The 22,795-nt window shown below is 70.5% G+C and carries 24 protein-coding genes; 15 read left to right on the top strand and 9 right to left on the bottom strand.

From position 1 onward, the window contains the following. Positions 1 to 40: 40 nt before the first annotated feature. The 7 genes from ACWJI7_RS07125 (at position 41) to ACWJI7_RS07095 (ending at position 6,693) form a co-directional block, all read left to right on the top strand. Positions 41 to 2,416, top strand: a complete 2,376-nt coding sequence (locus tag ACWJI7_RS07125; RefSeq protein WP_479936574.1) for a BamA/TamA family outer membrane protein — start codon at positions 41 to 43, stop codon at positions 2,414 to 2,416. Beyond that, positions 2,417 to 3,268, top strand: coding sequence for a UDP-3-O-acyl-N-acetylglucosamine deacetylase (lpxC, locus tag ACWJI7_RS07120; RefSeq protein WP_479936572.1), 852 nt, complete (start codon positions 2,417 to 2,419; stop codon positions 3,266 to 3,268). Positions 3,269 to 3,274: 6 nt separating this feature from the next. Continuing rightward, the gene (gene fabZ, locus ACWJI7_RS07115) at positions 3,275 to 3,730 is read left to right on the top strand and encodes a 3-hydroxyacyl-ACP dehydratase FabZ (protein WP_479936570.1); all 456 of its coding nucleotides are present in this window, start codon (positions 3,275 to 3,277) and stop codon (positions 3,728 to 3,730) included. A 4-nt stretch (positions 3,731 to 3,734) separates the two neighbouring features. Then, positions 3,735 to 4,556 carry an acyl-ACP--UDP-N-acetylglucosamine O-acyltransferase gene (gene lpxA / locus ACWJI7_RS07110; protein WP_479936568.1) on the top strand — a complete coding sequence of 274 codons (822 nt, stop codon included), beginning with the start codon at positions 3,735 to 3,737 and terminating at the stop codon, positions 4,554 to 4,556. Beyond that, the gene (gene lpxB / locus ACWJI7_RS07105) at positions 4,556 to 5,761 is read left to right on the top strand and encodes a lipid-A-disaccharide synthase (protein WP_479936567.1); all 1,206 of its coding nucleotides are present in this window, start codon (positions 4,556 to 4,558) and stop codon (positions 5,759 to 5,761) included. Before lpxA ends, lpxB begins: the two co-directional genes overlap by 1 nt. Continuing rightward, positions 5,758 to 6,426 (top strand): peptide-methionine (S)-S-oxide reductase MsrA, encoded by a 669-nt coding sequence (msrA, locus tag ACWJI7_RS07100; protein WP_479936565.1) that lies wholly within the window; start codon positions 5,758 to 5,760, stop codon positions 6,424 to 6,426. Before lpxB ends, msrA begins: the two co-directional genes overlap by 4 nt. A 72-nt stretch (positions 6,427 to 6,498) precedes the next feature. Beyond that, positions 6,499 to 6,693 carry a hypothetical protein gene (locus ACWJI7_RS07095; RefSeq protein ID WP_479936563.1) on the top strand — a complete coding sequence of 65 codons (195 nt, stop codon included), beginning with the start codon at positions 6,499 to 6,501 and terminating at the stop codon, positions 6,691 to 6,693. Between the two features lie 4 nt (positions 6,694 to 6,697). Here ACWJI7_RS07095 and ACWJI7_RS07090 read toward each other — a convergent pair whose 3' ends face one another. Genes ACWJI7_RS07090 through ACWJI7_RS07075 form a run of 4 tightly spaced genes read right to left on the bottom strand, consistent with a single transcriptional unit; the run spans position 6,698 to position 9,869 of the window. Beyond that, positions 6,698 to 6,961 (bottom strand): hypothetical protein, encoded by a 264-nt coding sequence (locus tag ACWJI7_RS07090; RefSeq protein WP_479936561.1) that lies wholly within the window; start codon positions 6,959 to 6,961, stop codon positions 6,698 to 6,700. Positions 6,962 to 6,993: 32 nt separating this feature from the next. Beyond that, on the bottom strand, positions 6,994 to 8,475 hold the full coding sequence (locus ACWJI7_RS07085; RefSeq protein ID WP_479936559.1) for a leucyl aminopeptidase: 1,482 nt from the start codon (positions 8,473 to 8,475) through the stop codon (positions 6,994 to 6,996). 39 nt (positions 8,476 to 8,514) lie between these two features. Next, a complete protein-coding gene (locus ACWJI7_RS07080) occupies positions 8,515 to 9,165 on the bottom strand; it encodes a GIY-YIG nuclease family protein (protein ID WP_479936558.1) in 651 nt (216 codons plus the stop codon). 2 nt (positions 9,166 to 9,167) lie between these two features. Continuing rightward, the gene (locus ACWJI7_RS07075) at positions 9,168 to 9,869 is read right to left on the bottom strand and encodes a ComEA family DNA-binding protein (protein ID WP_479936557.1); all 702 of its coding nucleotides are present in this window, start codon (positions 9,867 to 9,869) and stop codon (positions 9,168 to 9,170) included. 132 nt (positions 9,870 to 10,001) lie between these two features. On the opposite strand from ACWJI7_RS07075, the gene ACWJI7_RS07070 reads away from it, so the two are divergent. The 5 genes from ACWJI7_RS07070 to ACWJI7_RS07050 all read left to right on the top strand — a co-directional run bounded on the left by ACWJI7_RS07070 (position 10,002) and on the right by ACWJI7_RS07050 (position 14,720). Beyond that, positions 10,002 to 10,325 carry a DUF1825 family protein gene (locus ACWJI7_RS07070; RefSeq protein WP_479936555.1) on the top strand — a complete coding sequence of 108 codons (324 nt, stop codon included), beginning with the start codon at positions 10,002 to 10,004 and terminating at the stop codon, positions 10,323 to 10,325. 75 nt (positions 10,326 to 10,400) lie between these two features. Next, positions 10,401 to 11,711, top strand: a complete 1,311-nt coding sequence (tyrS, locus tag ACWJI7_RS07065) for a tyrosine--tRNA ligase (protein ID WP_479936554.1) — start codon at positions 10,401 to 10,403, stop codon at positions 11,709 to 11,711. After that, complete coding sequence (gene pyrF / locus ACWJI7_RS07060; protein ID WP_479936552.1) at positions 11,708 to 12,454, top strand: orotidine-5'-phosphate decarboxylase; 747 nt, start codon at positions 11,708 to 11,710, stop codon at positions 12,452 to 12,454. The genes tyrS and pyrF overlap by 4 nt, the downstream gene beginning before the upstream one ends. A gap of 99 nt (positions 12,455 to 12,553) precedes the next feature. After that, complete coding sequence (locus ACWJI7_RS07055; protein ID WP_479936550.1) at positions 12,554 to 13,249, top strand: superoxide dismutase; 696 nt, start codon at positions 12,554 to 12,556, stop codon at positions 13,247 to 13,249. A 61-nt stretch (positions 13,250 to 13,310) separates the two neighbouring features. Next, positions 13,311 to 14,720, top strand: coding sequence for a 1-acyl-sn-glycerol-3-phosphate acyltransferase (locus tag ACWJI7_RS07050; RefSeq protein ID WP_479936549.1), 1,410 nt, complete (start codon positions 13,311 to 13,313; stop codon positions 14,718 to 14,720). Here ACWJI7_RS07050 and ACWJI7_RS07045 read toward each other — a convergent pair. From ACWJI7_RS07045 to hpf, 5 genes are read right to left on the bottom strand one after another with little or no spacing between them, the layout of a single operon-like run. Next, the gene (locus ACWJI7_RS07045; RefSeq protein WP_479936548.1) at positions 14,681 to 16,000 is read right to left on the bottom strand and encodes a glycosyltransferase family 4 protein; all 1,320 of its coding nucleotides are present in this window, start codon (positions 15,998 to 16,000) and stop codon (positions 14,681 to 14,683) included. The genes ACWJI7_RS07050 and ACWJI7_RS07045 overlap by 40 nt on opposite strands. A gap of 27 nt (positions 16,001 to 16,027) precedes the next feature. Next, a complete protein-coding gene (locus tag ACWJI7_RS07040; protein ID WP_479936546.1) occupies positions 16,028 to 17,413 on the bottom strand; it encodes an MFS transporter in 1,386 nt (461 codons plus the stop codon). Positions 17,414 to 17,417: 4 nt separating this feature from the next. Then, a complete protein-coding gene (recO, locus tag ACWJI7_RS07035) occupies positions 17,418 to 18,248 on the bottom strand; it encodes a DNA repair protein RecO (RefSeq protein ID WP_479936545.1) in 831 nt (276 codons plus the stop codon). Continuing rightward, positions 18,245 to 18,931 carry a deoxyribose-phosphate aldolase gene (gene deoC / locus ACWJI7_RS07030; protein ID WP_479936543.1) on the bottom strand — a complete coding sequence of 229 codons (687 nt, stop codon included), beginning with the start codon at positions 18,929 to 18,931 and terminating at the stop codon, positions 18,245 to 18,247. Before deoC ends, recO begins: the two co-directional genes overlap by 4 nt. A 27-nt stretch (positions 18,932 to 18,958) precedes the next feature. Continuing rightward, positions 18,959 to 19,540: a ribosome hibernation-promoting factor, HPF/YfiA family gene (gene hpf, locus ACWJI7_RS07025; protein ID WP_479936541.1), complete on the bottom strand. Its 582-nt coding sequence runs from the start codon at positions 19,538 to 19,540 to the stop codon at positions 18,959 to 18,961. Positions 19,541 to 19,593: 53 nt separating this feature from the next. Here hpf and lipB point away from each other — a divergent pair, with 53 nt between their 5' ends. From lipB to ACWJI7_RS07010, 3 genes are all read left to right on the top strand, one after another. Beyond that, positions 19,594 to 20,271 (top strand): lipoyl(octanoyl) transferase LipB, encoded by a 678-nt coding sequence (gene lipB / locus ACWJI7_RS07020; RefSeq protein ID WP_479936539.1) that lies wholly within the window; start codon positions 19,594 to 19,596, stop codon positions 20,269 to 20,271. 32 nt (positions 20,272 to 20,303) lie between these two features. Beyond that, a complete protein-coding gene (locus ACWJI7_RS07015; RefSeq protein WP_479936537.1) occupies positions 20,304 to 22,256 on the top strand; it encodes an AMP-binding protein in 1,953 nt (650 codons plus the stop codon). Between the two features lie 85 nt (positions 22,257 to 22,341). Next, positions 22,342 to 22,788 carry a YlqD family protein gene (locus ACWJI7_RS07010; protein ID WP_479936535.1) on the top strand — a complete coding sequence of 149 codons (447 nt, stop codon included), beginning with the start codon at positions 22,342 to 22,344 and terminating at the stop codon, positions 22,786 to 22,788. The last annotated feature ends 7 nt before the right edge of the window (positions 22,789 to 22,795 follow it).

Here is a 22,795-nt window from a genome sequence, read left to right as displayed (position 1 = left end):
CACGCCAATTTGCGGCGCTGCCGCGTTGCCTCGGAGAACCATGGGTGTCACCCCCAACGCCCAGACCGGGCCGGCCGCCTCCGAGGCGCCTGCACGACCGTGGCCCCTGGCCCTGCTGCTGGGCCTCCCCCTCCTGGGAGCGGCGGTCCTGCTGAGCCCCGTGCGGGTTCTGGCCCAGTCGGATCCCGCCCAGACGGCCCAGGCCCAGCCAACGCCCCCCGGCAGCGCCCCGGACGCCCCGACGGCCGGAGAGCCCGATGCCCCCCCCGCGGAGACCGGACCACCCGCCGACGGCCAGGGCGCCCCGGCGGCCCCGGAGAGCGACCCGCTCAACCAGTTCGATCCCTCCCCGGCGGCCCCGCCCTCGAGCTTCCCTCCCGCCGGCCTGACCCCGGCGGAGCCGGCCGAGCCCCAGGTGCTGGTGAGCGAGGTGGTGGTCCAGGGGCTCGAAGGCCATCCGGAACGGGAGCGGCTCGAACTGGCCGTCTACGACGCGATGGTGGTGCGCCCCGGCAGCCGGGTCACCCGCAGCGAACTGCAGACGGATCTCTCGGCGATCTACGCCAGCGGCTGGTTCTCGGATGTCCGCATCCAACCGGTCGACGGCCCCCTGGGGGTTCAGGTGGTGGTGATCGCCACCGCCAACCCCGTGCTGGAGACGGTGGAGTTCGATGCCGAGAAGGTCAAGATCCCACCCGAGGTGGTCACCGACACCTTCGCCGCCGATTACGGCCGGACCCTGAACCTCAACACCCTGCAGTCGCGCATGCAGGACCTGCAGAAGTGGTACGCGGATCAGGGCTATTCCCTGGCCCGGGTCACGGGCCCGAACCGGGTCAGCCCCGACGGTACCGTGGTGCTGACCGTTCGGGAGGGAACGGTCGAAGCGGTGGAAGTTCAGTTTCTCAACAAGGAAGGCTCCGCCACCAACGACAAGGGTGAGCCGATCCGCGGCAAGACGAAAACCTGGGTGGTCACCCGGGAGATCTCGATCAAGCCTGGGGAGACCTTCAACCGCCGCAATCTCGAGGAGGACATCAAGCGGCTGTACGGCACCGGACTGTTCGGTGACATCAAGGTCACCCTGCGCCCAGTGCCGGCCAAGCCCGGGGAAGTGGTCATTGTGCTCGGTGTCGTCGAGCAGTCATCCGGATCCCTCTCCGGCGGCCTGGGGTACAGCCAGAGCCAGGGGGTCTTCGGTCAGATCCAGCTACAGGACAGCAATCTACTGGGCCGGGCCTGGGATCTTGGTCTCAACTTCACCTACGGCCAGTTCGGCGGCCTGGCCGACATCACCTTCACCGACCCCTGGATCAAGGGCGACAAATACCGGACGGCCTTCCGGGCTCGCCTGTTCCTCAGCCGAGAGGTTCCTCAGATCTTCCAGAGCCAGGACAACGGCAACATCAACACCGTTTCCGATTTTTACGAGGCTCCTAACACCAAGGTTGCCTTCAACATCAACAACAACAACAATCCTGAAGGCCGGAGATTCAGCTCCGTCTCCCAAGCGGAATCGGAGTCACCCAACAACAGCTGGTTCGATTTCGATGGCAATTCCGTCGTGATTCAGCGCGTTGGGGGCAACATCCAGTTCGTCCGCCCACTGAACGGTGGAAATCCCTTCAAGCGGGCGCTCTGGAATGTGGTGGTCGGAGCCAGCGCCCAGGAAGTCACGCCAATGAACTTCGCTGGCGACAGCATGCCATTCGGCGTCAGCACCAACAACTTCGACGGCCGTGATGCGCCGATCGACGACGTGATCTGCATCGCCTTCAACTGTGCCCGCAACAACCAGTTGCTGGGCGTTCGGGTGGGCATCACCCGGAACAGTCTTGACGACCCCCGCAATCCCACCTCGGGCTCTTTCCTCAGCGTCGGCACCGAGCAATTCGTCTCAGTTGGCGAGGATTCCCCCACCTTCAACCGCGTTCGGGCCAGCTACAGCTATTTCATTCCAGTGAACTGGCTGAAGTTCTACAAGGGCTGTCGTCCCAAGCCGGGCGAAACGCCCGATTGCAAGCAGGCCCTGGCCTTCCAGGTGTCCGCCGGCACCAACATCGGCGATCTGCCCCCCTATGAAGCCTTCTGCCTGGGCGGCTCCAACTCCGTTCGCGGCTATGCCGACTGCGACCTCGGAGTCGGCCGCAGCTTCGGTGAGGCCACGATCGAATACCGCTTTCCGCTGTTCAGCATCGTGAGCGGAGAACTGTTCATCGACGGCGGTACGACCTTCGGCTCCCAGGCGGGAGTTCCGGGTAATCCCGGCACCCTGCTCAACAAGCCGGGAAGTGGCTTCTCGGTGGGTACCGGCCTGATCGTCACCACACCAGTGGGGCCTCTGCGCCTCGAGGTGGCCAGCGAGGACTTCAGCGGGGACTGGCGCTTCAATCTCGGTGTCGGCTGGAAGTTCTAAGTGACCGCCTGGCCCGAGGATTACGGCCATGCCTGGACGCTGTCGGCCCCCGTCGAGCGGGCCGGCATCGGCCTGCACAGCGGCGCATCCTGCCGGGTGCGACTGCAGCCGAGCGAGCGGGCCGGCTTCGCCGTGGGCTGGCTGGATGCGGCCTCCGCCGCACTGATCCCGCTGCACCCCTCCCAGGTGAGCGACACCCAGCTGTGCACGGCCCTGCGCCTCGGCCAGCGTCGCCTCGCCACGGTGGAACATCTGCTCGCGGCCCTGGCCGGAACCGGGCTCTCCCACCTCGAGATTCTGGTGGAGGGGGAGGAAGTGCCGCTGCTCGACGGCTCGGCGCTGCCCTGGGTGGAGGCGATCGCCGAAGCCGGTCTCCAGGATCTGGGCCCCCGGAGCGCGCTGCAGGTGCTGAGCACGCCCGTCACCGTCGTGGAAGGCCAGAGCTTCGCCATCGCCATGCCCAGCGAGCGACCCCGGATCGGGGCGGCGATCACCTTCTCCCAGGCGGCGATCGGCCAGCAGTCATTCAGCCTCGATCTCACCCCCGCCGGCTTCGTCGATCAGATCGCCCCAGCCCGCACCTTCGGCTTCCGCGACCAGATCGAGCAGCTCCGGGCCGCCGGTCTGATCCGGGGCGGGGCCCTCGACAATGCCCTGGTCTGCGCTGGAGACCACTGGCTCAATCCACCGCTGCGATTCGAGCAGGAACCGGTGCGCCATAAGCTCTTGGACCTGCTGGGGGACCTGGCGCTGGTGGGCTTGCCCCAGGCCCAGGTGTTCGCCTTCCGCGGATCTCACCGGCTGCACACCGCTCTGGCGTCAGCCCTGGCCGCCCAGTCCCGATCGACCTGAAGCCCGTTGTCCGTTCCCTCCGCCGGCGCCCCCCTGCTCACCAGCGAGCAGATCCTCAACCTGCTCCCCCACCGCTACCCCTTCGCCCTGGTGGACCGGGTGATCGACTATGAGCCCGGCAAACGGGCCGTGGCGCTCAAGAACGTGACCCTCAACGAGCCCCAGTTCCAGGGGCATTTCCCCGGTCGTCCGCTGATGCCCGGAGTGTTGATCGTCGAGGCGATGGCCCAGGTGGGCGGGTTGATCGTCACCCAGATGCCCGATCTTCCCAAGGGGCTGTTCGTGTTCGCCGGGATCGACGGGGTGCGCTTCCGACGGCCGGTGGTGCCGGGGGACCAGCTGCTGATCAGCTGCGAGCTGCTGAGCCTCAAGCGCAGGAGGTTCGGCAAAGTGAGGGCCGAAGCCACCGTCGCCTCGGACCTGGTGTGCTCCGGGGAACTGATGTTCTCCCTGGTGGACTGAGCCGATGACCCGCACAGCCGTGGAAACGACCATTCACGCCACCGCGGTGGTCGACCCCCGTGCCCAGCTCGGCGAGGGTGTGGAGATCGGTCCGTTCTCGGTGATCGGTCCTGAGGTGCAGCTCGGGGCGGGCTGTCGCATCGGCCCCCATGTGGTGATCGATGGCCGGGTGCGCATGGGCGAGCGCAACCGGATCTTCCCGGGGGCCTGCATCGGGCTGGAACCCCAGGATCTCAAGTACGGCGGAGCCCCCACCGAAGTGGTGCTCGGGGATGAGAACACGATCCGCGAGTGCGTCACGATCAACCGCGCCACGGCCGACGGGGAGCAGACCCGGCTGGGCAGCGGCAACCTGCTGATGGCCTACAGCCACGTGGGCCATAACTGTGAACTGGGCGACCGGGTCGTGGTGGCCAACAGCGTGGCGATCGCCGGCCATGTGGTGATCGGCGACCGGGCCGTGATCGGTGGTTTGTCGGGCATTCACCAGTTCGTGCACATCGGCAAGCTGGCCATGGTGGGCGGGATGAGCCGCATCGATCGCGATGTGCCTCCCTTTGCCATCGTGGAAGGGCATCCCGGCCGGCTGCGCGGCCTCAACCGCATCGGGCTCAAGCGCAGCGGCCTGGCGGAGCAGGACGGCGGCGAGGAGCTGCAACAGCTGCAGCGCGTCTGGAACCGCCTGTACCGAGGCGACGAGGTGCTGGTGCAGGCGCTGGCGAGCATCCGGCAGGAGCGGCTGCTGCCGGCCTCCGAAGCGCTGTGTGGATTTCTGGAGGCCTCGATCGCTCCCGGCCGCCGCGGCCCCCTGCCGCCCCAGCGCTGATGGTGCGCCTGCTGATCAGCACCGGAGAGGTGTCGGGGGACCTCCAGGGAGGAATGCTGATCCGGGCCCTGCACGAGGAGGCCGTCCGGCGGGCCCTGCCCCTCGAGATCGAGGCCCTGGGGGGGGAGCGGATGGAGCGGGCCGGTGCCCATCTGCTGGCGAACACCTCCCCCCTGGGCGCGATCGGCCTCTGGGAGGCGCTTCCCCTTGTGCTCCCCACCCTGCGGCTGCAGCGCCGGGTCGGCCGCTGGCTGCGGCGCACCCCCCCCGACGGGGTGGTGCTGATCGATTACATGGGGGCGAACGTCAGCCTGGGCCGCCGCATCCGACGCACCTGTCCATCGGTGCCGATCCTCTACTACATCGCCCCCCAGGAGTGGGCCTTCCGGCTGGGGGAGGGGGGCACCACCCGGTTGATCGGCTTCACCGACCGGATCCTGGCGATCTTCCCGGAGGAGGCCCGTTTCTATGCGGCCCGTGGTGCCCGGGTCACCTGGGTCGGCCATCCCCTGATCGACACCCTGCCCGATCCGCCGTCGCCCGAGCAGGCCCGGGTACTGCTCGGGCTCGGCCCCGATGAGCGGGTCCTGCTGGTGCTGCCCGCCTCCCGTCCCCAGGAGATGCGCTATCTGATGCCGACGCTGGCCGCCGCCGCCAGCGAACTGCAGCGCCTCCGCCCCGGCCTGCGGGTGCTCGTTCCGGCCGGCCTGGCGGCGTTCGAGGAGCCCCTGGCCCAGCAGCTGAAGCAGGCGGGAGTGGAGGCCAGCGTGATTCCCGCCTCCCGCTCCGACGCCCTCAAACCGGCCCTTTGCGCCGTGGCCGACCTGGCTCTGACCAAATCCGGCACCGTGAACCTTGAGCTCGCCCTGCGCCGGGTGCCGCAGGTGGTGGGCTACCGGCTCAGCCGGGTCACGGCCTTCGTGGCCCAGCGGCTGCTGGGCTTCAACGTGCCCCACATCTCTCCGGTGAACCTGGTGCTGGGGGAGCGGCTGGTGCCGGAACTCCTCCAGGACGACCTCACCCCCGCCGCGATCGTCGTGGCGGCCCTCCCCCTGCTGGATCCGGGCCCGGCCCGCGAGCGGATGCTGACCGGCTACGACCGGCTGCGCGGCCTGCTCGGGGAACCCGGCGTCACCCGCAGGGCCGCCCGTGAGATCCTCGACCAGTTCGCCGTTCCGGCGACCGAGCCAGAACCTGTCCCATGAAGCGCCGCATCGGGCCACAGCGCCCCCCCTGGACCTCCTGGCGGCCCCTGCCCCTGCTACTGGCCCTGCTGCTGCTGCTGGGCCCGGCGGCTCCGGCTCTGGCCGCGATCGAGGAGGCCGTCCTGGCGGGGGGCTGTTTCTGGTGCCTGGAACACGATCTCGAGTCGCTCCCGGGGGTGGTGGAGGCGGTGAGCGGCTACAGCGGCGGCACGGTGGCCTCGCCCACCTACCGCCAGGTCACCGCCGGGGGCACCGGCCATATCGAAAGTGTGCGGATCCGCTTCGACACCACACGCCTCTCCTACCCCACCCTGCTGCGCGCCTACTGGCGCAACGTCGACGCCGTCGATGGTGGCGGCCAGTTCTGTGATCGCGGTCCCTCCTATCGGCCGGCGATCTTCACCCGGGGGCCACAGCAGCAGGAGCAGGCCCGGGCCAGCCAGCAGGCGGCGGCCCGTGAGCTGGGCCTCAGCCCCGCCGCGATCCGGGTGGAGCTGCGTCGCCTTGATCGGTTCTGGACCGCCGAGGACTATCACCAGAACTACGCCGAGCGGAACAAGGCCAAATACACCTACTACCGCTGGTCCTGCGGGCGGGACCGGCGGCTCGATCGGCTCTGGGGTGCCAAGGCCCGCACCGCTCTTCCCTGGGGACGGCGGGGGTGAGTGTGACAGCCGACTCTTCCCAGAATCCAGCCGTCCACCTAGCGTTGTTCACTGTGGCGTGCGGAGTTGGGTATGTATCTGCTGACGATCCGCGACGGTCTGCTGACCCGGCATATCGGTCCCTATGACAGCCCCAAGCAGGCCGTGGATGATCTCGATCGGCTGCTGCGGGCCTTCGGTGAACGGGCCCGCTGGCAGATCCATGAGCTGGAGGAGCCCGGCTCCCTCCTGAACCGGAGGGGGGACAGCAAACCGGTGGCCGCCTGAGCCCTCAGGGCCCGGGATCGGACTTGAAGGCGGAGGTTCCCCGTGGGTAGCCCCGCAGCAGGCCGCTCTCCACCATCAGGCCCACCCCGGCCGTGACGCAGATCAGGCCCAGGGTGCCATACCAGAACCAGGGCCCCGGAGCCCCCAGATTCGGGGTGAGCTGCAACGTGCGGCGGGTGATGGCTTCGCCGACCAGAACGATCCCGAGCGGAAGCAGCAACACGCCCAGCTGGGCCCGGATGTACCAGCGGATCTTGTGAGCGGCCATGGCGTCGGAATCCGGCGTCAGTGGCGACAACCTTAAGCGGCACCGCCTCCGCAGACCCAGTTCACCAGGGTGCGGACCCCGAAGCCGGTGGCCCCGGCCGGATCCGCCCCCCGGCCCTTCTCACTCCAGACGGTGCCGGCGATGTCGAGGTGGGCCCAGGCGATCGCCGCCGGGATGAAATCCTGCAGAAAGAGAGCGGCGGTGATGGCTCCACCGGGGCGGGGGCCGGTGTTCTTGAGGTCGGCGACGGGGCTCTTGAGGCCCTCCTTGTAGGAAGCCTGGAGCGGCATGCGCCAGTACTGTTCACCTCCGCGGCTTCCGGCGTCGAGCAGGGCCCGGGCCAGGGCATCGCAGGGGGACCAGAGGCCAGCGATCTCCTCACCCAGGGCGATCACGCAGGCACCGGTGAGGGTGGCCAGGTCCACCACCGCGTCGGGCTCGAGGGAGGCGGCGTAGACGAGGGCATCCGCCAGGGTGAGCCTCCCTTCCGCGTCGGTGTTGTTGATCTCGATCGTCTTGCCGTTCGAGGCGGTGAGGATGTCCCCGGGATGGATGGCCCCCCCGCTGATCATGTTTTCGCAGGCGGCCACGATCACGTGCACTTCCACACCCGCCGGCCTGAGCTCGCCAATGGCGCGGGCGGCTCCCAGCACCGCGGCACTGCCGCCCATGTCGTACTTCATCATCTCAATCTGGGATCCGGCCGTCTTAAGGTTGTATCCACCCGAGTCGAAGGTGAGGCCCTTGCCGATCAGCACCAGCCGACGCCCGGCCCCCGCCTCAGGGCGGTAGGTGAGATGGATGAACTGGGGCGGCAGGCTCGACCCCTGCGCCACGCCCAGGTAGGCCCCCATTCCCAGCGCCTCGCAGTCGGAGCGCTCCAGCACCTTCAGTTCCAGGCCGAAGCGGCTGGCGATTTCCCGGGCCGTGTCGGCCAGGGCCTGGGGCGTCACCACGTTGGGGGGAGCGGCCACCAGCTGGCGCGCCAGCTCCACCCCGGCGCAGGTGGCGGCCACGGTCTCGAGGCCGGCCCCGGCCGTCTCCGGCAAACCCAGCAGGGTCACCGTGGCCGGGGTGGAGCGGGACTCGGGCTCGCTCTTGAAGCGATCATCGGCGTACAGGGCCAGGCGGACGGCCTCGGCGATCGTGCGGGCCGCCTCGGACGGATCCAGGTCTGCCCAGGGGAAGGCCATCCCCAGAGCCTCGACCCCACGTGGCGGCAGCGCCCGGGCCGCCGCCGCCGCCGCGGAGCGGAGGGTCGCCCCATCGAAGCGGGCCGCCGGCCCCAGACCCACCAGCACCAGGCTGGAGGGGTGGCCCTCCAGCCTGGAGAGGGCCACCGTCTGCCCCGGCTTGCCCTGGAAGCGTCGCTGGGCCAGAAAGGGGGCGAGATCGGTGCCGAGGTGGGCCTCCAGGGTCTGCAGCAGCGGACCCTGCTCGTCCTGGAACAGGCCCACGGCCAGGGCATCGCCATTCCAGTCGGCCAGAGGGGTGGATGCGCAGCTGAACCACATGGGAGAGGGGCCTTCGGGCCGCGATCGTAGCGACGGGACTCAGCCAGGATCGCTGGTGAAGGGGGTGGCCCAGCGCTGGCGGGTCTCCTTGTTGAACGGGGGCTGCCACAGCCGGATCAGGGCCTGCTCCAGGGCCCGCCGGGGCCGGACCGCCGCGGGCACATCGGCCCAGAAGCGGATGCTGCAGCCGGCCTCGAGGCCGGCCCGCCGCAGCGCTTCGCCATAGGCCGCCAGGTAGCCCTTGCAGTCGTGCTCCCCCTTCCAGCGACGATCGGCGCATCCGGTCTCCCCGACGTAGAGCAGCAGGGGGTGATCCAACTGGGCCGGCCGGTCCATGACCAGATACAGGGCCGGCCCGTGCTGGGGAGGCTCCGGCCAGCGCCAGAACTGCAGGCTTTGTGGGGCCAGGGCGAGGGGATCCAGGTGGGCCGCGGACTCGGCGCCGCCCCCCCCGGCAGCGGGTCCGCCGCCGGGGGGGGCGGCGGACGGGAACAGGGACGCCTGCAGCGCTCCACGCCCGCCCCGCAGCCCGGTCGGGAAGAGGGGGCGCTGAAAAGCCCCCAGGCGGTTCTGCCAGTCGAGCAACTGGTGGCGCAGCAGCGGCAGCGGCGGTGGTGGTGGCGCACCTCCAGCCAGGGCCGGATCGCCCCCACGGACGCCGAACAGATCCCCCTGGCGGGCGCCGGCCATGGTCAGGCCGGCGGGGAGCGCCGGACCGGCCGGGGCAGATCCGGGCCGGAGGAGACCTGGAGAAAACTGACGCGCCCGATCAGGCTCTCCACCACGGAGGCGGACCAGTGCAACCGGATCTGCAGATCGGCCAGATCCCGGAACGGACCCCGGCCCCGCTCCTGCACGAGCCTCCTGCCCTGCTGGGAATCGAGCCCCAGCCGGCTCTGCAGCTGCTCGGCACTGCAGCGGTTCAGATCCACCGGGGCCGGCCGGGGGGGAGCGTTCTCGCCATACCAGCGGAAGTCGAGCAGGGGCTGCCAGCAGCGGATCTGGGCGTCACTGAGTTCAAGCAGCGTCTGCAGGTCCTCCAGGCCGCTGAGCTGGACCCCACCGGCCTGCAGTCGCAGCAGCAGGTCCACCTGGGTCGGGCTGGCGCCCGGCAACCGAAGCCAGTCAGCGGCGGTGGCCCGGTTCACATCCAGGCGCCAGCCCAGGGCCGCGGCGTGGCGGACCTGTTCCTCGTCGCTGAGCCGCAGACCGGGATTCTGGGCCAGCTTGAGGGCCAGCAGATCGCGCTCGATCGCCGCCCGTTCCTCCGCGCCGGCGGGCCGGGCGTCAGGTTCGGCCGCCAGCGGGGCCGGGGTGGGCCGCCGGGGGGGCAGCTGGCCGGTGGCCACCAGCAACCGCCGGGCGAGGGGATCCAACCAATGCCCCTGGGCCATGGCGGCGCTGGTGGCGACATGTTCTGAGGCCGAAGTTAGCGGTAGCGCCGAACCATTACGTCAATCCACACTCCCCGCCCGGCTGGGGTGGAACCCAGAATCATCTGGAACGCCCCCTGCCTGAGCCACCCGATGGGCTTTTTCGAATCCGAGATCGTGCAGGACGAGGCCCGGCGTCTCTTCGTCGACTACCAGCAGCTCACCCAGCTGGGCGGCGATTACGGCAAGTTCGATCGGGAAGGCAAGAAGCTGTTCATCGACCGGATGGAGGGGTTAATGGACCGCTACCACGTGTTCATGAAACGCTTCGAGCTCTCCGAGGATTTCCAGGCCAAGCTCACCGTCGAGCAGCTGCGCACCCAGCTCGGCCAGTTCGGCATGACTCCGGAGCAGATGTTCGGGCAGATGCAGCAGACCCTGGAGCGGATGAAGCGCGAGCTGGAGGCCGCCGGCTGAAAGGCCGCCGTCGGCCTCCAGCTCGCCGCCTCCGGGCCGGAGGGTGGGGGTCAGGGGCTGCCTACGATCGCCTGGATGGGGCTTGCAGGGATGGGGAAAGCATTGCCGGCCTGGCTGGAGCGTGGACTGGCCGATCTGTTCCCGGCCGGCACCTCGTCCGATCCCGATCAGGCGCTGACGGCCCGGCTCGAGCAGGCCGCTCGGGAGGACCGGCCGTTGCGGGTGAAGCTGGGCATCGACCCCACGGGCAGCGAGATCCATCTGGGCCACTCGATCCTCTTCCGGAAGCTGCGGGCCTTCCAGGACGCCGGCCACACCGCCGTGCTGATCATCGGCGATTTCACCGCCCGCATCGGCGACCCCACCGGCAAGAACGCCACGCGGGTGCAGCTGGGCGCGGCCGAGGTGGAGGCCAACGCCGCGACCTACCTGGCCCAGCTGGGCCAGGGGCAGCCACCCGAGCGCGCCCTGCTGGATTTCACCACTCCGGGCCGGCTGGAGGTGCGCCGCAACGGCGACTGGCTCTGCGGGCTCGACCTCCCCCGGGTGATCGAACTGCTGGGCATCAGCACGGTCGGCCAGATGCTGGCCAAGGAGGACTTCTCCAACCGTTACGGCTCCGGCAGCCCGATCTCCCTGCATGAATTCCTCTACCCCCTGCTGCAGGGCTACGACTCGGTGGCGGTTGAGGCCGACCTGGAGCTGGGCGGCACCGACCAGAAGTTCAACGTGGCGATGGGGCGCGATCTGCAGCGCCATTTCGGCCAGAGGCCCCAGTTCGGAGCGCTGCTGCCGATCCTGCCAGGGCTCGACGGGGTGCAGAAGATGAGCAAGAGCCTCGGCAACACAGTGGGCCTCAGCGAGGACCCGCTCTCGATGTACTCCAAGCTCGAGAAAGTGCCCGACGCGCTGATCGATCAGTACGCGACCCTGTTGACCGGCCTGGAGCCTGGGGCGCTGCCCCCGAACCCGCGGGAGCGGCAGAAGGCGCTGGCGCTGGCGATCACGGCCGGCCGGCATGGGCAGGAGGTTGCCGCGGCCGCCCAGGCCGATGCCGCCCGGCTGGTGGCGGGCGGGCAGTGCCCCGAGGTCCGGGCCCAGGCAACCGCCCGCGCCTCCCCAGGCTCAGCCCCGCCGCTCAGGCTACCCACCGTGCCCGAGGCCTCCCTGGCGGCCGTGTCCTTCCCGGCCAAGGCGTTCTATCTGCTCAGGGCGGTCGGGGTCTGCGCCAGCAGCAGCGAGGCGCGCCGTCAGATCCAGGGGGGAGGGGTGCGGCTTGATGGCGAGAAGCTCACCGATGCCGACCGGGAGTTCGCGGCGGCCTCCGAACTGGAGGGGCGGGTGCTCCAGCTGGGCAAGAAGACCTTCCGGCGCCTGGTGGCGTGAGCAGCGACCCCGCCCGGGCTCCCGAGGCCGGCAGCGCACCCGCCGAGCGGGTCATCCTCGCGCTCGATCGCCCCGACGCGGCCAGTGCCCTCGCCCTGGCGACGGGGATCCCCGAGCTGCGCTGGGTGAAGGTGGGCCTCGAGCTCTTCAGTGCCGCGGGGCCCGCGGTGGTGCGGGACCTGCGCCATCTGGGCCTGCGGGTGTTCCTCGACCTCAAGTTCCACGACATCCCCGCCACCATGGCCGGCGCCTGCCGCAGCGCGGCGGGGCTGGGGGCCGAGCTGATCACGGTGCACGCCTGCGCGGGAGCCGAGGCCCTGGCGGCGGGCCAGGCCGGAGCCCTGGAGGGAGCAGCGGCGGCGGGCCAGGACATCCCCACGCTGCTGGCGGTCACCGTGCTCACCAGCTGGGAGCCGGCACGGTTCGCCGCCGAACTGGGCATCGCCGAACCGCCTGCGGCCCGCGTGAACCGTCTGGCGGCCCTGGCGGCAGCGTCCGGGATCGGCGGGGCGGTCTGCTCTCCCCTGGAGGTCGCGGCGCTGCGGGCGGCCCATCCCGCCCCCTTCGCCCTGGTCACGCCCGGCATCCGTCCCAGCGGTGCGCCCCGCGGGGATCAGCGGCGGGTGATGACACCGGCGGACGCGATCGCCGCGGGCGCCAGCCGGCTGGTGATCGGCCGACCGATCGCCGCCGCGGCGGATCCGGCCGCGGCCTTTGCCGCCTGCTGCGCTGAGCTGAGCTGAGCTGAACGGTCCTGCGGCGGCCAGGGCGGCCCCGGCCTGGGTCGGCGCCGCCCTGGCCATACTTGAGCTCCTCACCCCGATCCCTGCCGGGCCTGGCCGATGCGACGGATCCTTGCCCCCCTGGTGGCCCTGTTGCTGCTGCTCGTTCCCGTCCATGGGGCCCTGGCCGCCCGGCCCGGCTTCAGCCTGCCGCCACTCCCCTATCCCGCCGAGGCGCTGGAGCCGGTGATCGATGCCAGAACGATGGCGCTCCACCACGATCGTCATCACCAGGCCTATGTGGACAACCTCAACGCCGCCGTGACCAGGAATCCCGGCCTGCGGGGGCTGGGGCTGGAGGAGCTCCTGGCACAGGCCTCCCAGCTTCCAGCCACCGCGCGCAACAACGCTGGCGGCCACTGGAACCATTCCTTCTTCTGGCCCTCCCTGAGCCGGCCCGGGGCGGGAGGGGAGCCCTCGGAAGCGCTGCAGGCGGCCGTGGAGCGGGACTTCGGCTCGATCGAGCAGCTCCGGGCGGCGTTCCAGGCTGCCGGCCTGGGACGCTTCGGTTCGGGCTGGGTGTGGTTGATCACCACACCCGACGGAGCGCTCCAGGTGGTGAGCACCCCGAACCAGGACAACCCCCTGATGGACCTGGCGACCGAACGGGGCACACCGCTGCTGGGGAACGATGTCTGGGAGCACGCCTACTACCTGGGCTACCAGAACCGTCGGGCCGACTACCTCGAGGCCTGGTGGTCGCTGGTCGACTGGTCGGTGGTGTCCCGCCGCTACGCCGACAGCCGGGCCGGATGACCTCCGGTCGGGTCCTGCCCGGTCAGACTCCGGCTTCCACCGGCCCGCCCGCCGAGCACCCATGCCCCCCGCAGGCATCCAGACCGCCCAGCCGGCCCTCCGGTTCATCCCTCCCGCCTATTCCCCCTGGCTGCATCGGCTCTGCCGCTGGCTGCTGCCCCTCCTGCTGCGCTCCCGGGGCCTGGTGCGCTTCGAGGCCAGCGGCAGCGAACGTCTGGCCGGCCTGGTCGCCGACGCCCAGGCCGGCCGGATCCGCCTGCTGATCGCCTTTCGCCACCCCAGCACCACCGATCCCCTGGTGATGGCCCAGTTGCTCTGGCGGGAGGTGCCCAGGGTCGCCCGGCGCCATGGGGTGGCCCTGGCCGGACCGGTCCACAGCCAGTTTCTCTACGACCGCGGCATCCCTCTGTGGGCGGGGGCGGCGGCGGGCTGGATGCTCGCGAAACTGGGAGGGATTCCGATCCAGCGGGGCAAGCTGGATCGGCTGGCCCTCCGCACGGCCCGGGCCCTGGTCGCCACCGGGCCTTTCCCCCTTGCGATCGCTCCGGAAGGCGCCACCAACAACCTCGGCGAGTTGCTCAGCCCCCTGGAGCCCGGCCTTGCCCAGATGGCCTTCTGGTGTTGTGAGGATCTGGCTGCCGCACAACGGGATGCGCGGGTAGTGATCGTGCCGATCGGTCTCCGCTACGTCTCACGCAGCCAGGACTGGGCCCCGATCGACCGGCTGCTCGGGGAGCTTGAACGGCAGCTGGGGCTTCCGTCCGAGGCGGCTCCGATAGAGGCGATGGCCCGGCATCGTTACAACCGGTTGCTGGGTCTGGCCGAAGGCCTGCTCCTGGCGCTGGAGAGGTTCTACGCCCAGAACGACGGGACAACTCCGGCCCAGGCGGTCGACCGGACGCCGTCCGGGGATGTTCCCGCTCGCCTGGCCCGACTCCGGGAGGTGGCCCTGGGCCAGGCGGAAACCCATTTCGGCCTGCGGCCCCGGGGAACGATCGGTGAACGCTGCCGCCGGATCGAGCAGGCGGGCTGGGAGCGCATCTATCGGGACGATCTGGAGGGACTGACCCCCGTGGAGCGGGGTCTGGCCGACTGGACGGCGGCGGAGGCCGACCTCCAGATGGGACACATGCGGCTGGCGGAACCCTTTGCCAGCTTCGATGGCACCTACGTGGCTGAGCGGCCGAGCATCGATCGCTACGGCGAGGTGCTGCGGATCTTCTGGAGAGCGCTCGCCTGGATCCGGGACCGGGAGGATGGTCCGGCTGCGGGGCTCGGCCCCTGGACGGTCCGGGTGCGGGTGGGGGAGCCGATCAGCGTCGACGCCCGTCTGGGTGCCTACCGCCTGGATCGCCGCGGGGCCGTCGAGACGCTGACAGCCGACCTGAGCCGCAGCCTGCAGGAAGCGATCCCGGGAGAGAGGAGCGGCGCTCAGAGGGCGAGCGACCGCCTCGGAACCAGCTCGGCGTAAAGCTGCTCGAGCCGATCGATGTTGCGGGACAGGGTGTAGCGCTCCAGAACGCGCTCGCGGGCACGACGGCCCAGTTCCGCGGAGAGGACCGGCTGATCCCTCAGGACGGGCAGCAGGGTCCGCAGTTGGGTGGTGACGCCCTGGGTGCTGATCACGATGCCCGCCCCCCCCTCCAGCACTTCCCCATCGGCGCCGGCGTCGGTGGCCACACAGGCCACGCCGCATGCCATCGCCTCCAGCAGGGCCAGGGACAATCCCTCCACTAGGGACGGCAACAGGAAGACTTCGGCGACCTGCAGCAGGGCGGCCCGCTGGAGCGGATCGGACTCGTAGCCCCACCAGATCAGATCGGGCTCCTCAACGTTGCTGTGCAGGGCATTGCGCAGGGGGCCGTCACCGACCACCACCAGGCAGCATCCGGAGGGACGCACCAGCCGCCAGGCGCGCAGCAACGCTTCCACGTTCTTTTCGGTGGCCAGGCGGCCCATGTACAGGAAGACCCGGCGACCGGCGAAGCGGATCCGCAGCGCCGCGAGCTCGGGCGATTCGGGTCCTGCCGGAGCCGGAGCCCAGAAGCTGGTGTCCACGCCGTTGGGGATGACGGCCAGGCGCTCCTGCCGCACTCCGAGGCGACCGAGCATCTCCGCCTGGAGATCGGAGAAGACGATCACCCGATCGAAGCGGGCCAGAGCCGGCGCATAGACCTGATACGTGAGCTGCTGGGTGCCGGCAGTGAGGTTGCGCAGCCCGGCGTCGAAGGCCGGGTGGAAGGTGGCCACCAGGGGCACCCCGAGGTGCTGGCAGAGATCCGGCAGCCGGAAGTCGAGGGGGGAGAGCGTGAGGCTGGCATGCACCAGATCGGGCTGGAGCCGCTCCAGGGACTCCCGCAGCTCCCGCTGCGCTCCGGGGGAGGGAATCGTGTAGACCTGCGACTTGAGCAGGTAGGGCAGCGCCACATCCCAGCCGTCCTCGCCGCCGGGCAGCCTGGCCTGAGCAGGGCCCCGGATGGGGCGATCCTGCCCCCGGCGGCCCCGGAGTGTTCCGGGGCCGCCGGGGGCAGCCACCGCATCGACGCCGACGACCCGGTCCGCGTCCGGCGGGGCCCAAGGTTGATCCAGGGGCAGGGGATCCCAGGGCAGGCCGAGTCCGGCGGCTGGTGTGTCGAAGTGGATGAAGCTGATCCGGTGGCCCCGTTGTCTCAGCCGTTCGGTGGTGGAGAGGCCGTAGGTGACGTTGCCGCAGAAAGGGGACTTCTTGCCCAGCCACGCAATGTGGGCCAATGCGGTCTGGCTCATCCTGTGCGAACGCTAGCAGCGCTTCCAGGGCCGCTCGATCAGGGCGGCCATCACGGCGATCGCCGCCAGGCCCCAGAGCACGGGCATCAGGCCGTAGCGGCTGACCACGGCCCCAGCCAGCACCAGCGGCAGGCTCAGCGCCACGTTGATCAGATTGTTCTGCAGGCCGAAGACCTTGCCCCGCATCGCTTCGGGAGTGTCTTCCTGAATGGTGGTCTGGGCCGGGATCGCCAGCAGCGAGGCCCCCACGCCCAGCAACGCGCAGAGGGTCAGGGTGACCGCCAGGCTGCCCCGCCACTGGCCCAGCATCACCAGGCTGAAGGCGATGGTGCTTAGGCCACCGGAGGCCATCAGTTTGCGGTTGATCCCATGGCCGAGCTGGGCCACGCCCAGGGCTCCGACGGCCATGCCCAGGCCACTCATGGCGAGCAGGGTGCCGAAGCGGGTGGGGCCGAGCCCCTCGATCGCCGAGGCCAGGCTGATGGCCAGCACGTAGAGGGCGGCGAGGATGCTGTACAGGAGCACCAGATTGAGCATGGCGGCACGCACGCTGGCCCGCTCCCGCAGCACCTGGACGCCTTCGGCGATCTCACTCCAGACGCTGGTGCCCCGCTCCTCACGGGGCGGCTCGTCGATCCGGATCAGGGCGATGCAGACGGCGGCCAGCCCGTAGCAGAGGGGGAGCAGGACGAATTCGCCGCCGCTGAGGCCCAGCGACCCCAGGCTGCTGCGCAGCAGCCGCAGCACCGGATCGCCCAGGGCGAAGCCCACGATCGTGGCCCCCATGCTGGTGGCCTGGTACAGCGACATGGCAGCCAGCAGCCGGGGCCGCGGCACCAGCAGGGGAATGGCCGATTGTTCCGCCGGAGCGAAGAACTGGGTGAGCACCGATTCGAGAAAGGTCATCGCCACCAGCCCCCAGTAGCCCCAGCTCAGGCCGAGCCACTGGGGGCCGGGCAGCAGCACGAGGGGGGCCAGCAGCGTCAGCGCGCCCCGCAGACCGTTGGAGGCCACCATCACCTGGCGCTTCGGCCAGCGGTCGGCCCAGACCCCCGCGACCGTGCCCAGCAGCATGGCCGGCAGGGTGTTGGCCAGGTAGACCCCCGTGGCCAGCAGGGTGATCATCTGGGTGCGGGTCTCCAGGTCAAGCCGCAGGCTTGCCGCGGCCTCGGCCAGGGGAACGTTGGTCTGGGGGGTGTCCGTGACCCAGTACTGGGCGATCAAGAACACCATCAGAACGATGTAGAACTTGTCGGCCAACTGGGAGAAGATCTGGCCCAGCCAGAGCTTGCGGAACTCCGGCAGCGCCAGCACCGCCTGCAATCCATCGGTCCTGGAGCCGGCCGGCCCATTCGGTTCCGGCTTGGGAGGGGCGGTTGGCCTGGTGAATCCGCTCAAGGGTTCAGTCGTTCCGCAGCAATGATGACGCAGGGGGCGTGTCGGCCCGTGTGTCGGGGAGATAGCAGCCGCGCAGCAGGGCCAGGGCGCGGCCGCTGCGGCCCAGGTGCTCCCGGCTCCAGGCCTCCACCAACTGCAGGAGCCGCAGCCAGACCGCGGCGGGACCCATCAGCGTGCCGTCGCGGCATCTGGGCAGTCCCGGCCGAGGCAGGCGCTGCAGCAGGGCCAGCTCGGAGGCGGTGAGGACCAGCACGCAGCCGGCCACGGCCCCGATCAGCAGACCCTCGCTGGGCACCAGGCTGCAGCGCCACGCCCGGTTGCCCAACGGTGGCTCAAGGGGCGCGCCACTTCGGGGGCACCGCTGCAGGGGCAACCCGTAGCCCCCCAGGGCCAGCAAATGCACACTGCCCTGCACCGCCACCGCCAGGGCCTCCAGCCGGTCGAGACCCTGGGTGACCTGCAGCTCCAGCCGCCCCAGCTGGGCCAGCAGGTCGTCGAGCATGCCGTCCACCCCATCGCCGCTGGGCACCAGCTGCAGGCAGAGTTCGGCCAGGGCCTGGGCGGCGGCCAGGGTCTCCAGCCGCTGGGCCAGATTGCTGAAATTGCGCACCACCCGCAGCTGCCGGACCCGACGGAGGCCGCCACCGCCGCTCACCTGCAGCTGCAGCAGGGAGAGCGGCACCGCCGCCGCCAGGCTGCTGCGGAGCCGGCGGGCCCCCGGCACGGCCAGCCGGGTGAGCCCTTCCGCATCGCTGAGCAGCGTCAGCAGGCGGTCGTTCTCCCCCAGGGGGCCGCACTTGAGCGACAGCCCCTCCAGCCAGAGCGAGGCCGTCACGCCGAGGCTCCGCGCATCGCCTCGATCAGCGCCAGCCCGCGGCTCGTGCCGAGGCGACCAGCGCCGGCCCCCACCAGATCGAGGGCGTGCGGCAGTGTGGCGATGCCCCCCGAAGCCTGGATGGACGCCCTCCCCCGGGCCAGCTCCCGCAACTGCGTCACCTGCTCCACGGTGACCGGCGGTCCGAAGCCGCTGCCCGTCTTGAGAACGGAGGCCCCCGTGTCGATGGCGACCTCCACGAGCAGCTCCAGGGCCGCCGGCTCAAGGCGCCCCACCTCCAGGATCACCTTCACGGGCAGGCCCAGCCCCACGATCAGGCCCAGGTCCTCGTAGACGGCCCCCCCGTCGCCGTCGGCCAGGGCACCGAAATCGGGCACGACGTCGAGTTCGTCGGCACCGGCGGCGGCCGCGGCCTCGGCCTCGGCCCGCTTGATCTCCCGGGGAACCGCGCCGAAGGGGAAGGCCACCACGCCCACGAGCTTCACCGGGCCCGGCGGGCCAAGGCGCTCCCGTCCGACGGCCAGCCAGCGTGAGGAGAGGCACAATCCGGCAAAGCCGAAATGGCGCGCCTGATCACAGCTGCGTTCCACCGCCTCACGGCCCTGGTGGGGATCCAGCAGGGCCTGCTCGATCAGGGGTGCCAGATCCGGCAGCGGGCCGTTGGAGCGGGAAGCGCGGGGCACGGCAGGGGGGATTCCGGTGGCGATGGGTCAGGATTCCCGTGGTTGGATCACCCCGAAGCCACCATGGTTGCGCCGGTAGAGCACCTGAATCCCGCCGGTCTTCTCGTCACGGAACACGTAGAAATCGTGATCGATCAACTCAAGCTGGTGCAGGGCCTGCTCCAGCGACATGGCCGGCATGGCGAAGTACTTGCGCCGTACTCCGGGCTCGGGCAGGGCCGGTTCGCGCCCAGCCAGCAGATCGCCCCCGGCGGGGAGATCGGCCTCGGCCGACATGGCGTCCCCGGCGCCGTCCGGGGCGGCGCCATGGTGGTCGTTCAGGCGATCCTTGTAGCGGCGCAGCTGGCGGCTCAGCTTGCCCGCCACCATGTCAATGCTGGCGTAGAGATTCTCGCTGCGTTCCTGGGCACGGATCACCAGGCCGTTGGCGAACACGGTCACTTCGGCGGTCTGCTGGGGAACGCGGGGGTTGCGAGCCACCGAGAGGTGCACATCGGCTTCCTTGACCAACCCCTCGAAATGATTGATGGCCCGGCTGATCTTTTCTTCGGTGTAATCCCGGATGGCCGGTGTGACATCCAGATTGCGGCCCTGAATCAGCAGTTTCATCGAATCGCTCCTGTGGCGTTCGTTCTGACTCAACTGTAGGAAGCGACCACCACGTGAATCCGGCGCTCGACGCAATCCGTTTTGAACCCCCTGAGCCCGTCCCGTTCGAGCGGTGCTGGGGCTGGCAGCGCACCCTGCAGGAACGCCTGTTGCGGAATCCAGCCGGACCCGATTCCCTGCTGCTGCTGGAGCACGAACCCTGCTACACCCTCGGCCGGGGAGCCAGCGAGGCATTCCTCCGCTTCGATCCGGCCGCCCCCCCCGCCCCCCTGTTCCGCATCGACCGGGGCGGGGAGGTCACCCATCATCGCCCCGGTCAGCTGGTGATCTATCCGGTGCTCGACCTGCGGCGCCACGGCGGCGATCTCCACCTCTACCTCCGTCAGCTGGAGGGGGTGGTGCTCGATCTGCTGGCGGCGCTGGAGCTGCCCGGCGAGCGGATTGAGGGCCTCACCGGGGTCTGGCTGGAGGGGCGCAAGCTCGCCGCCATCGGCGTCGGCGCCCGGCGCTGGATCAGTCAGCATGGCCTTGCCCTCAACGTGAGCTGCGACCTGGACGGGTTCGCGGCGATCGTGCCCTGCGGGCTCGCGGACCACGGGGTCGGGCGGCTGAGTGACTGGCGTCCCGATCTCACCACGGAGCGGATCCGGCCTCTGCTGCTGGAGTGCTTCTCCGGGCGGTTCGGATGCACGCTCCGCCCCCCGCAGCCGGCAGAACGGCTCTGGGAGTGATAAGCCTGGGCGGCAAGCGCGGATCAACGGGGATGGGCGGCAGAGCGGACATCGTCTGGCAGGCGGACCGGCGGGACCGACAGGCGCTGGGCCGGAGCAGCGACTGGAGCGCCCTGGAGGGGGTGGAGCAGCTCTGGCCGGAACTGGCCCGCCGCCACGGCGAGGCGATCGCCCTCGACGCTCCCCATGCCACGCCACCCGAGCAGGTCAGTTACGCCGAGCTGGACCGCCGCATCCTCCGCGCCGCCGCGGCCTTCAGGGCCCTCGGGGTGCAGGACGGAGACGTGGTGGCCCTGTTCGCAGAAAACGGCCCCCGCTGGCTGGTGGCCGACCAGGGCATCATGCGCTCCGGGGCGGCCGATGCGGTCCGGGGCGGAACCGCTCCGGTGGAGGAGCTGCGGTACATCCTCGCGGATTCCGGCGCCATCGGCCTGGTGGTGGAGTCGGCCCAGCTGCTCGAGAGCCTGGAGCTTCCCGACGACCAGCGGGATCGGCTGCTCTTCGTGCTGCTCCTGCAGGAGGGAGGCCTGCCGGAGGGGGGCACGGCCGGTGGTTCCGGGCGTCGGCTCGACTGGAGCGGCTTCGAGGAGCTCGGGGCCGGGGCTCCACCCCCTCCGGCCCCGACGGCGGGCCGTGACCGCCTCGCCACCCTGCTGTACACCTCCGGCACCACGGGCCGTCCCAAGGGGGTGCCGCTGAGCCAGGCCAACCTGTTGCACCAGCTGGGAACCCTGGGGGTCGCGGTCTCCCCCCGTCCGGGGGACCGGGTGCTGAGCGTGCTGCCGATCTGGCACGCCTACGAGCGCACGGCCGAATACATGCTGCTGGCCGCCGGCTGTCAGCAGAGCTACACCACCCTGCGGCATCTGCGGGCGGACCTGCAGCGGGTGAGGCCGCAGTATCTCGTCAGCGTTCCCCGGCTGTGGGAGGCGATCCTGGCCGGCTTCGAGGAGGCGCTGGCGGCGATGCCGGCTCCCCGCCGGCGTCTGATCGAGCGGGCCCTGGCCGTGAGCCGCCTCCATTGCCGACTGGGGCGCCGCGCCCGCAATCTCACCCTGGTGGCGGAACCGGCCTCCCGGCGCCTGGTGGCCGCCACCGGCTGGCTGGCCAGCTGGCCCCTGCATGGACTGGCCGGCACCCTGCTCTGGCCCAAGGTGCGGCGGCAACTGGCGGGGGGCTGCCTGCGCACGGCGATCAGCGGTGGCGGCGCCCTGGCGCTGCATGTCGACGGGTTCTTCGAAGCGATCGGCATCGAGTTGCTGGTGGGCTACGGCCTCACCGAGACCAGCCCGGTGCTGGCCTGCCGCCGGCCCTGGCGCAACCGTCGCGGCAGCGCCGGCCAGCCTCTGCCCGAAACGTCCCTGCGGATCGTGGATCCCGACAACGGCCAGCCCCTTGGCTGGGGGGAGAGGGGCCGGGTGCTGGCCCGGGGGCCCCAGGTGATGGCCGGCTACCACCGGCGCCCCGAGGCCACCGCGGCGGTGCTGGACGCCGAAGGCTGGTTCGACACCGGGGACCTGGGCCACCTCCTGTGCGACGGCACCCTGGTACTGACTGGACGGGCCAAGGACACGATCGTGCTCAGCAGCGGGGAGAACATCGAACCGGGCCCGCTTGAAGACGCCCTGGTCGCCCATCCCCTGGTGGAGCAGGTGATGCTGGTGGGCCAGGATCGCCGGCAGCTGGGTGCCCTGGTGGTGCCGCGGGCCGAACCCCTGGCGGCCTTCGCCCGGGCCCAGGACCTGGCCGGGCCCGGCACCGATGCGGCGGGCGCCGAACCGGCCCTGCTGCGGGCGCTGCGGGGGGAGTTCAACCGCCTGCTGGCCCTGCGGCCCGGTTCCCGACCCGATGAGCGGCTGGCGGGGGTGGCCCTGGTGGAGCCCTTCTCGATCGAGAACGGCCTGCTCACCCAGACACTCAAGCAGCGCCGCGATCGCATCAGCGAGCGGGACCGGGCGGCGATTGAGCGCCTCTACGCCCCCTGAGCCAGGCCCCGGATCCGGCCGTGCACCCGGTTCGGTTGACCGGCGGACAGCGGCCTGACAGCCTGAACGCTGCCACCCCCCTCCCATGTCCGAAGGCCCCACGCTGACCATCAAACGCACGATCACCGTGCGGGCGGTGGTCACCCCCCGCTGGAAGGAGGATGCCGAGCGGGAACTGAGCGCCGCCGTGAGCGCCAGCGATCAGCAGCTGGCCCAGCTCGAGCAGGAAGGGCAGCAGCTGGTGGATGAGATCCGGCGCCAGAGCCTGAATCCGCTCGATCCCCGCGTCCAGGAGCAGGTGGGGTCGGTGCAGCAGCAGGTGGCGGCCAAACGGGCCGAGCTCGAGGAGCAGAAACGCACCCTGATCGAACAGCAGCGCCAGGTGAGGGAGCTGACCTTCGAGCAGATCGTGGATCAGGGCCAGATCGAGGGGGCCTGCAAGGTCAAGGTCGGCGACAACCTCGTCGAGAAGCTCCAGGTGGCTGTCCTGGTGCGCGATGGGGTGATCGAGGCGATCGAGGGGGGCGGCTGATCCAGCC

It is taken from the genome of Cryptocyanus atlanticus LEGE 06306 (assembly GCF_056633155.1).
Note: the sequence above shows the minus strand (reverse complement) of the source record. Positions and strands in the feature narration are given on the sequence as shown.

Coding starts and splice junctions, on each gene's coding strand:
- ACWJI7_RS07125 (WP_479936574.1), top strand. CDS start 41: ATGGGTGTCACCCCCAACGCCCAGACCGGGCCGGCCGCCTCCGAGGCG.
- lpxA (WP_479936568.1), top strand. CDS start 3,735: ATGACCCGCACAGCCGTGGAAACGACCATTCACGCCACCGCGGTGGTC.
- lpxB (WP_479936567.1), top strand. CDS start 4,556: ATGGTGCGCCTGCTGATCAGCACCGGAGAGGTGTCGGGGGACCTCCAG.
- msrA (WP_479936565.1), top strand. CDS start 5,758: ATGAAGCGCCGCATCGGGCCACAGCGCCCCCCCTGGACCTCCTGGCGG.
- ACWJI7_RS07095 (WP_479936563.1), top strand. CDS start 6,499: ATGTATCTGCTGACGATCCGCGACGGTCTGCTGACCCGGCATATCGGT.
- ACWJI7_RS07090 (WP_479936561.1), bottom strand. CDS start 6,961: ATGGCCGCTCACAAGATCCGCTGGTACATCCGGGCCCAGCTGGGCGTG.
- ACWJI7_RS07085 (WP_479936559.1), bottom strand. CDS start 8,475: ATGTGGTTCAGCTGCGCATCCACCCCTCTGGCCGACTGGAATGGCGAT.
- ACWJI7_RS07080 (WP_479936558.1), bottom strand. CDS start 9,165: ATGGCCGGCGCCCGCCAGGGGGATCTGTTCGGCGTCCGTGGGGGCGAT.
- ACWJI7_RS07075 (WP_479936557.1), bottom strand. CDS start 9,869: ATGGCCCAGGGGCATTGGTTGGATCCCCTCGCCCGGCGGTTGCTGGTG.
- ACWJI7_RS07070 (WP_479936555.1), top strand. CDS start 10,002: ATGGGCTTTTTCGAATCCGAGATCGTGCAGGACGAGGCCCGGCGTCTC.
- tyrS (WP_479936554.1), top strand. CDS start 10,401: ATGGGGCTTGCAGGGATGGGGAAAGCATTGCCGGCCTGGCTGGAGCGT.
- ACWJI7_RS07055 (WP_479936550.1), top strand. CDS start 12,554: ATGCGACGGATCCTTGCCCCCCTGGTGGCCCTGTTGCTGCTGCTCGTT.
- ACWJI7_RS07050 (WP_479936549.1), top strand. CDS start 13,311: ATGCCCCCCGCAGGCATCCAGACCGCCCAGCCGGCCCTCCGGTTCATC.
- hpf (WP_479936541.1), bottom strand. CDS start 19,540: ATGAAACTGCTGATTCAGGGCCGCAATCTGGATGTCACACCGGCCATC.
- ACWJI7_RS07015 (WP_479936537.1), top strand. CDS start 20,304: ATGGGCGGCAGAGCGGACATCGTCTGGCAGGCGGACCGGCGGGACCGA.
- ACWJI7_RS07010 (WP_479936535.1), top strand. CDS start 22,342: ATGTCCGAAGGCCCCACGCTGACCATCAAACGCACGATCACCGTGCGG.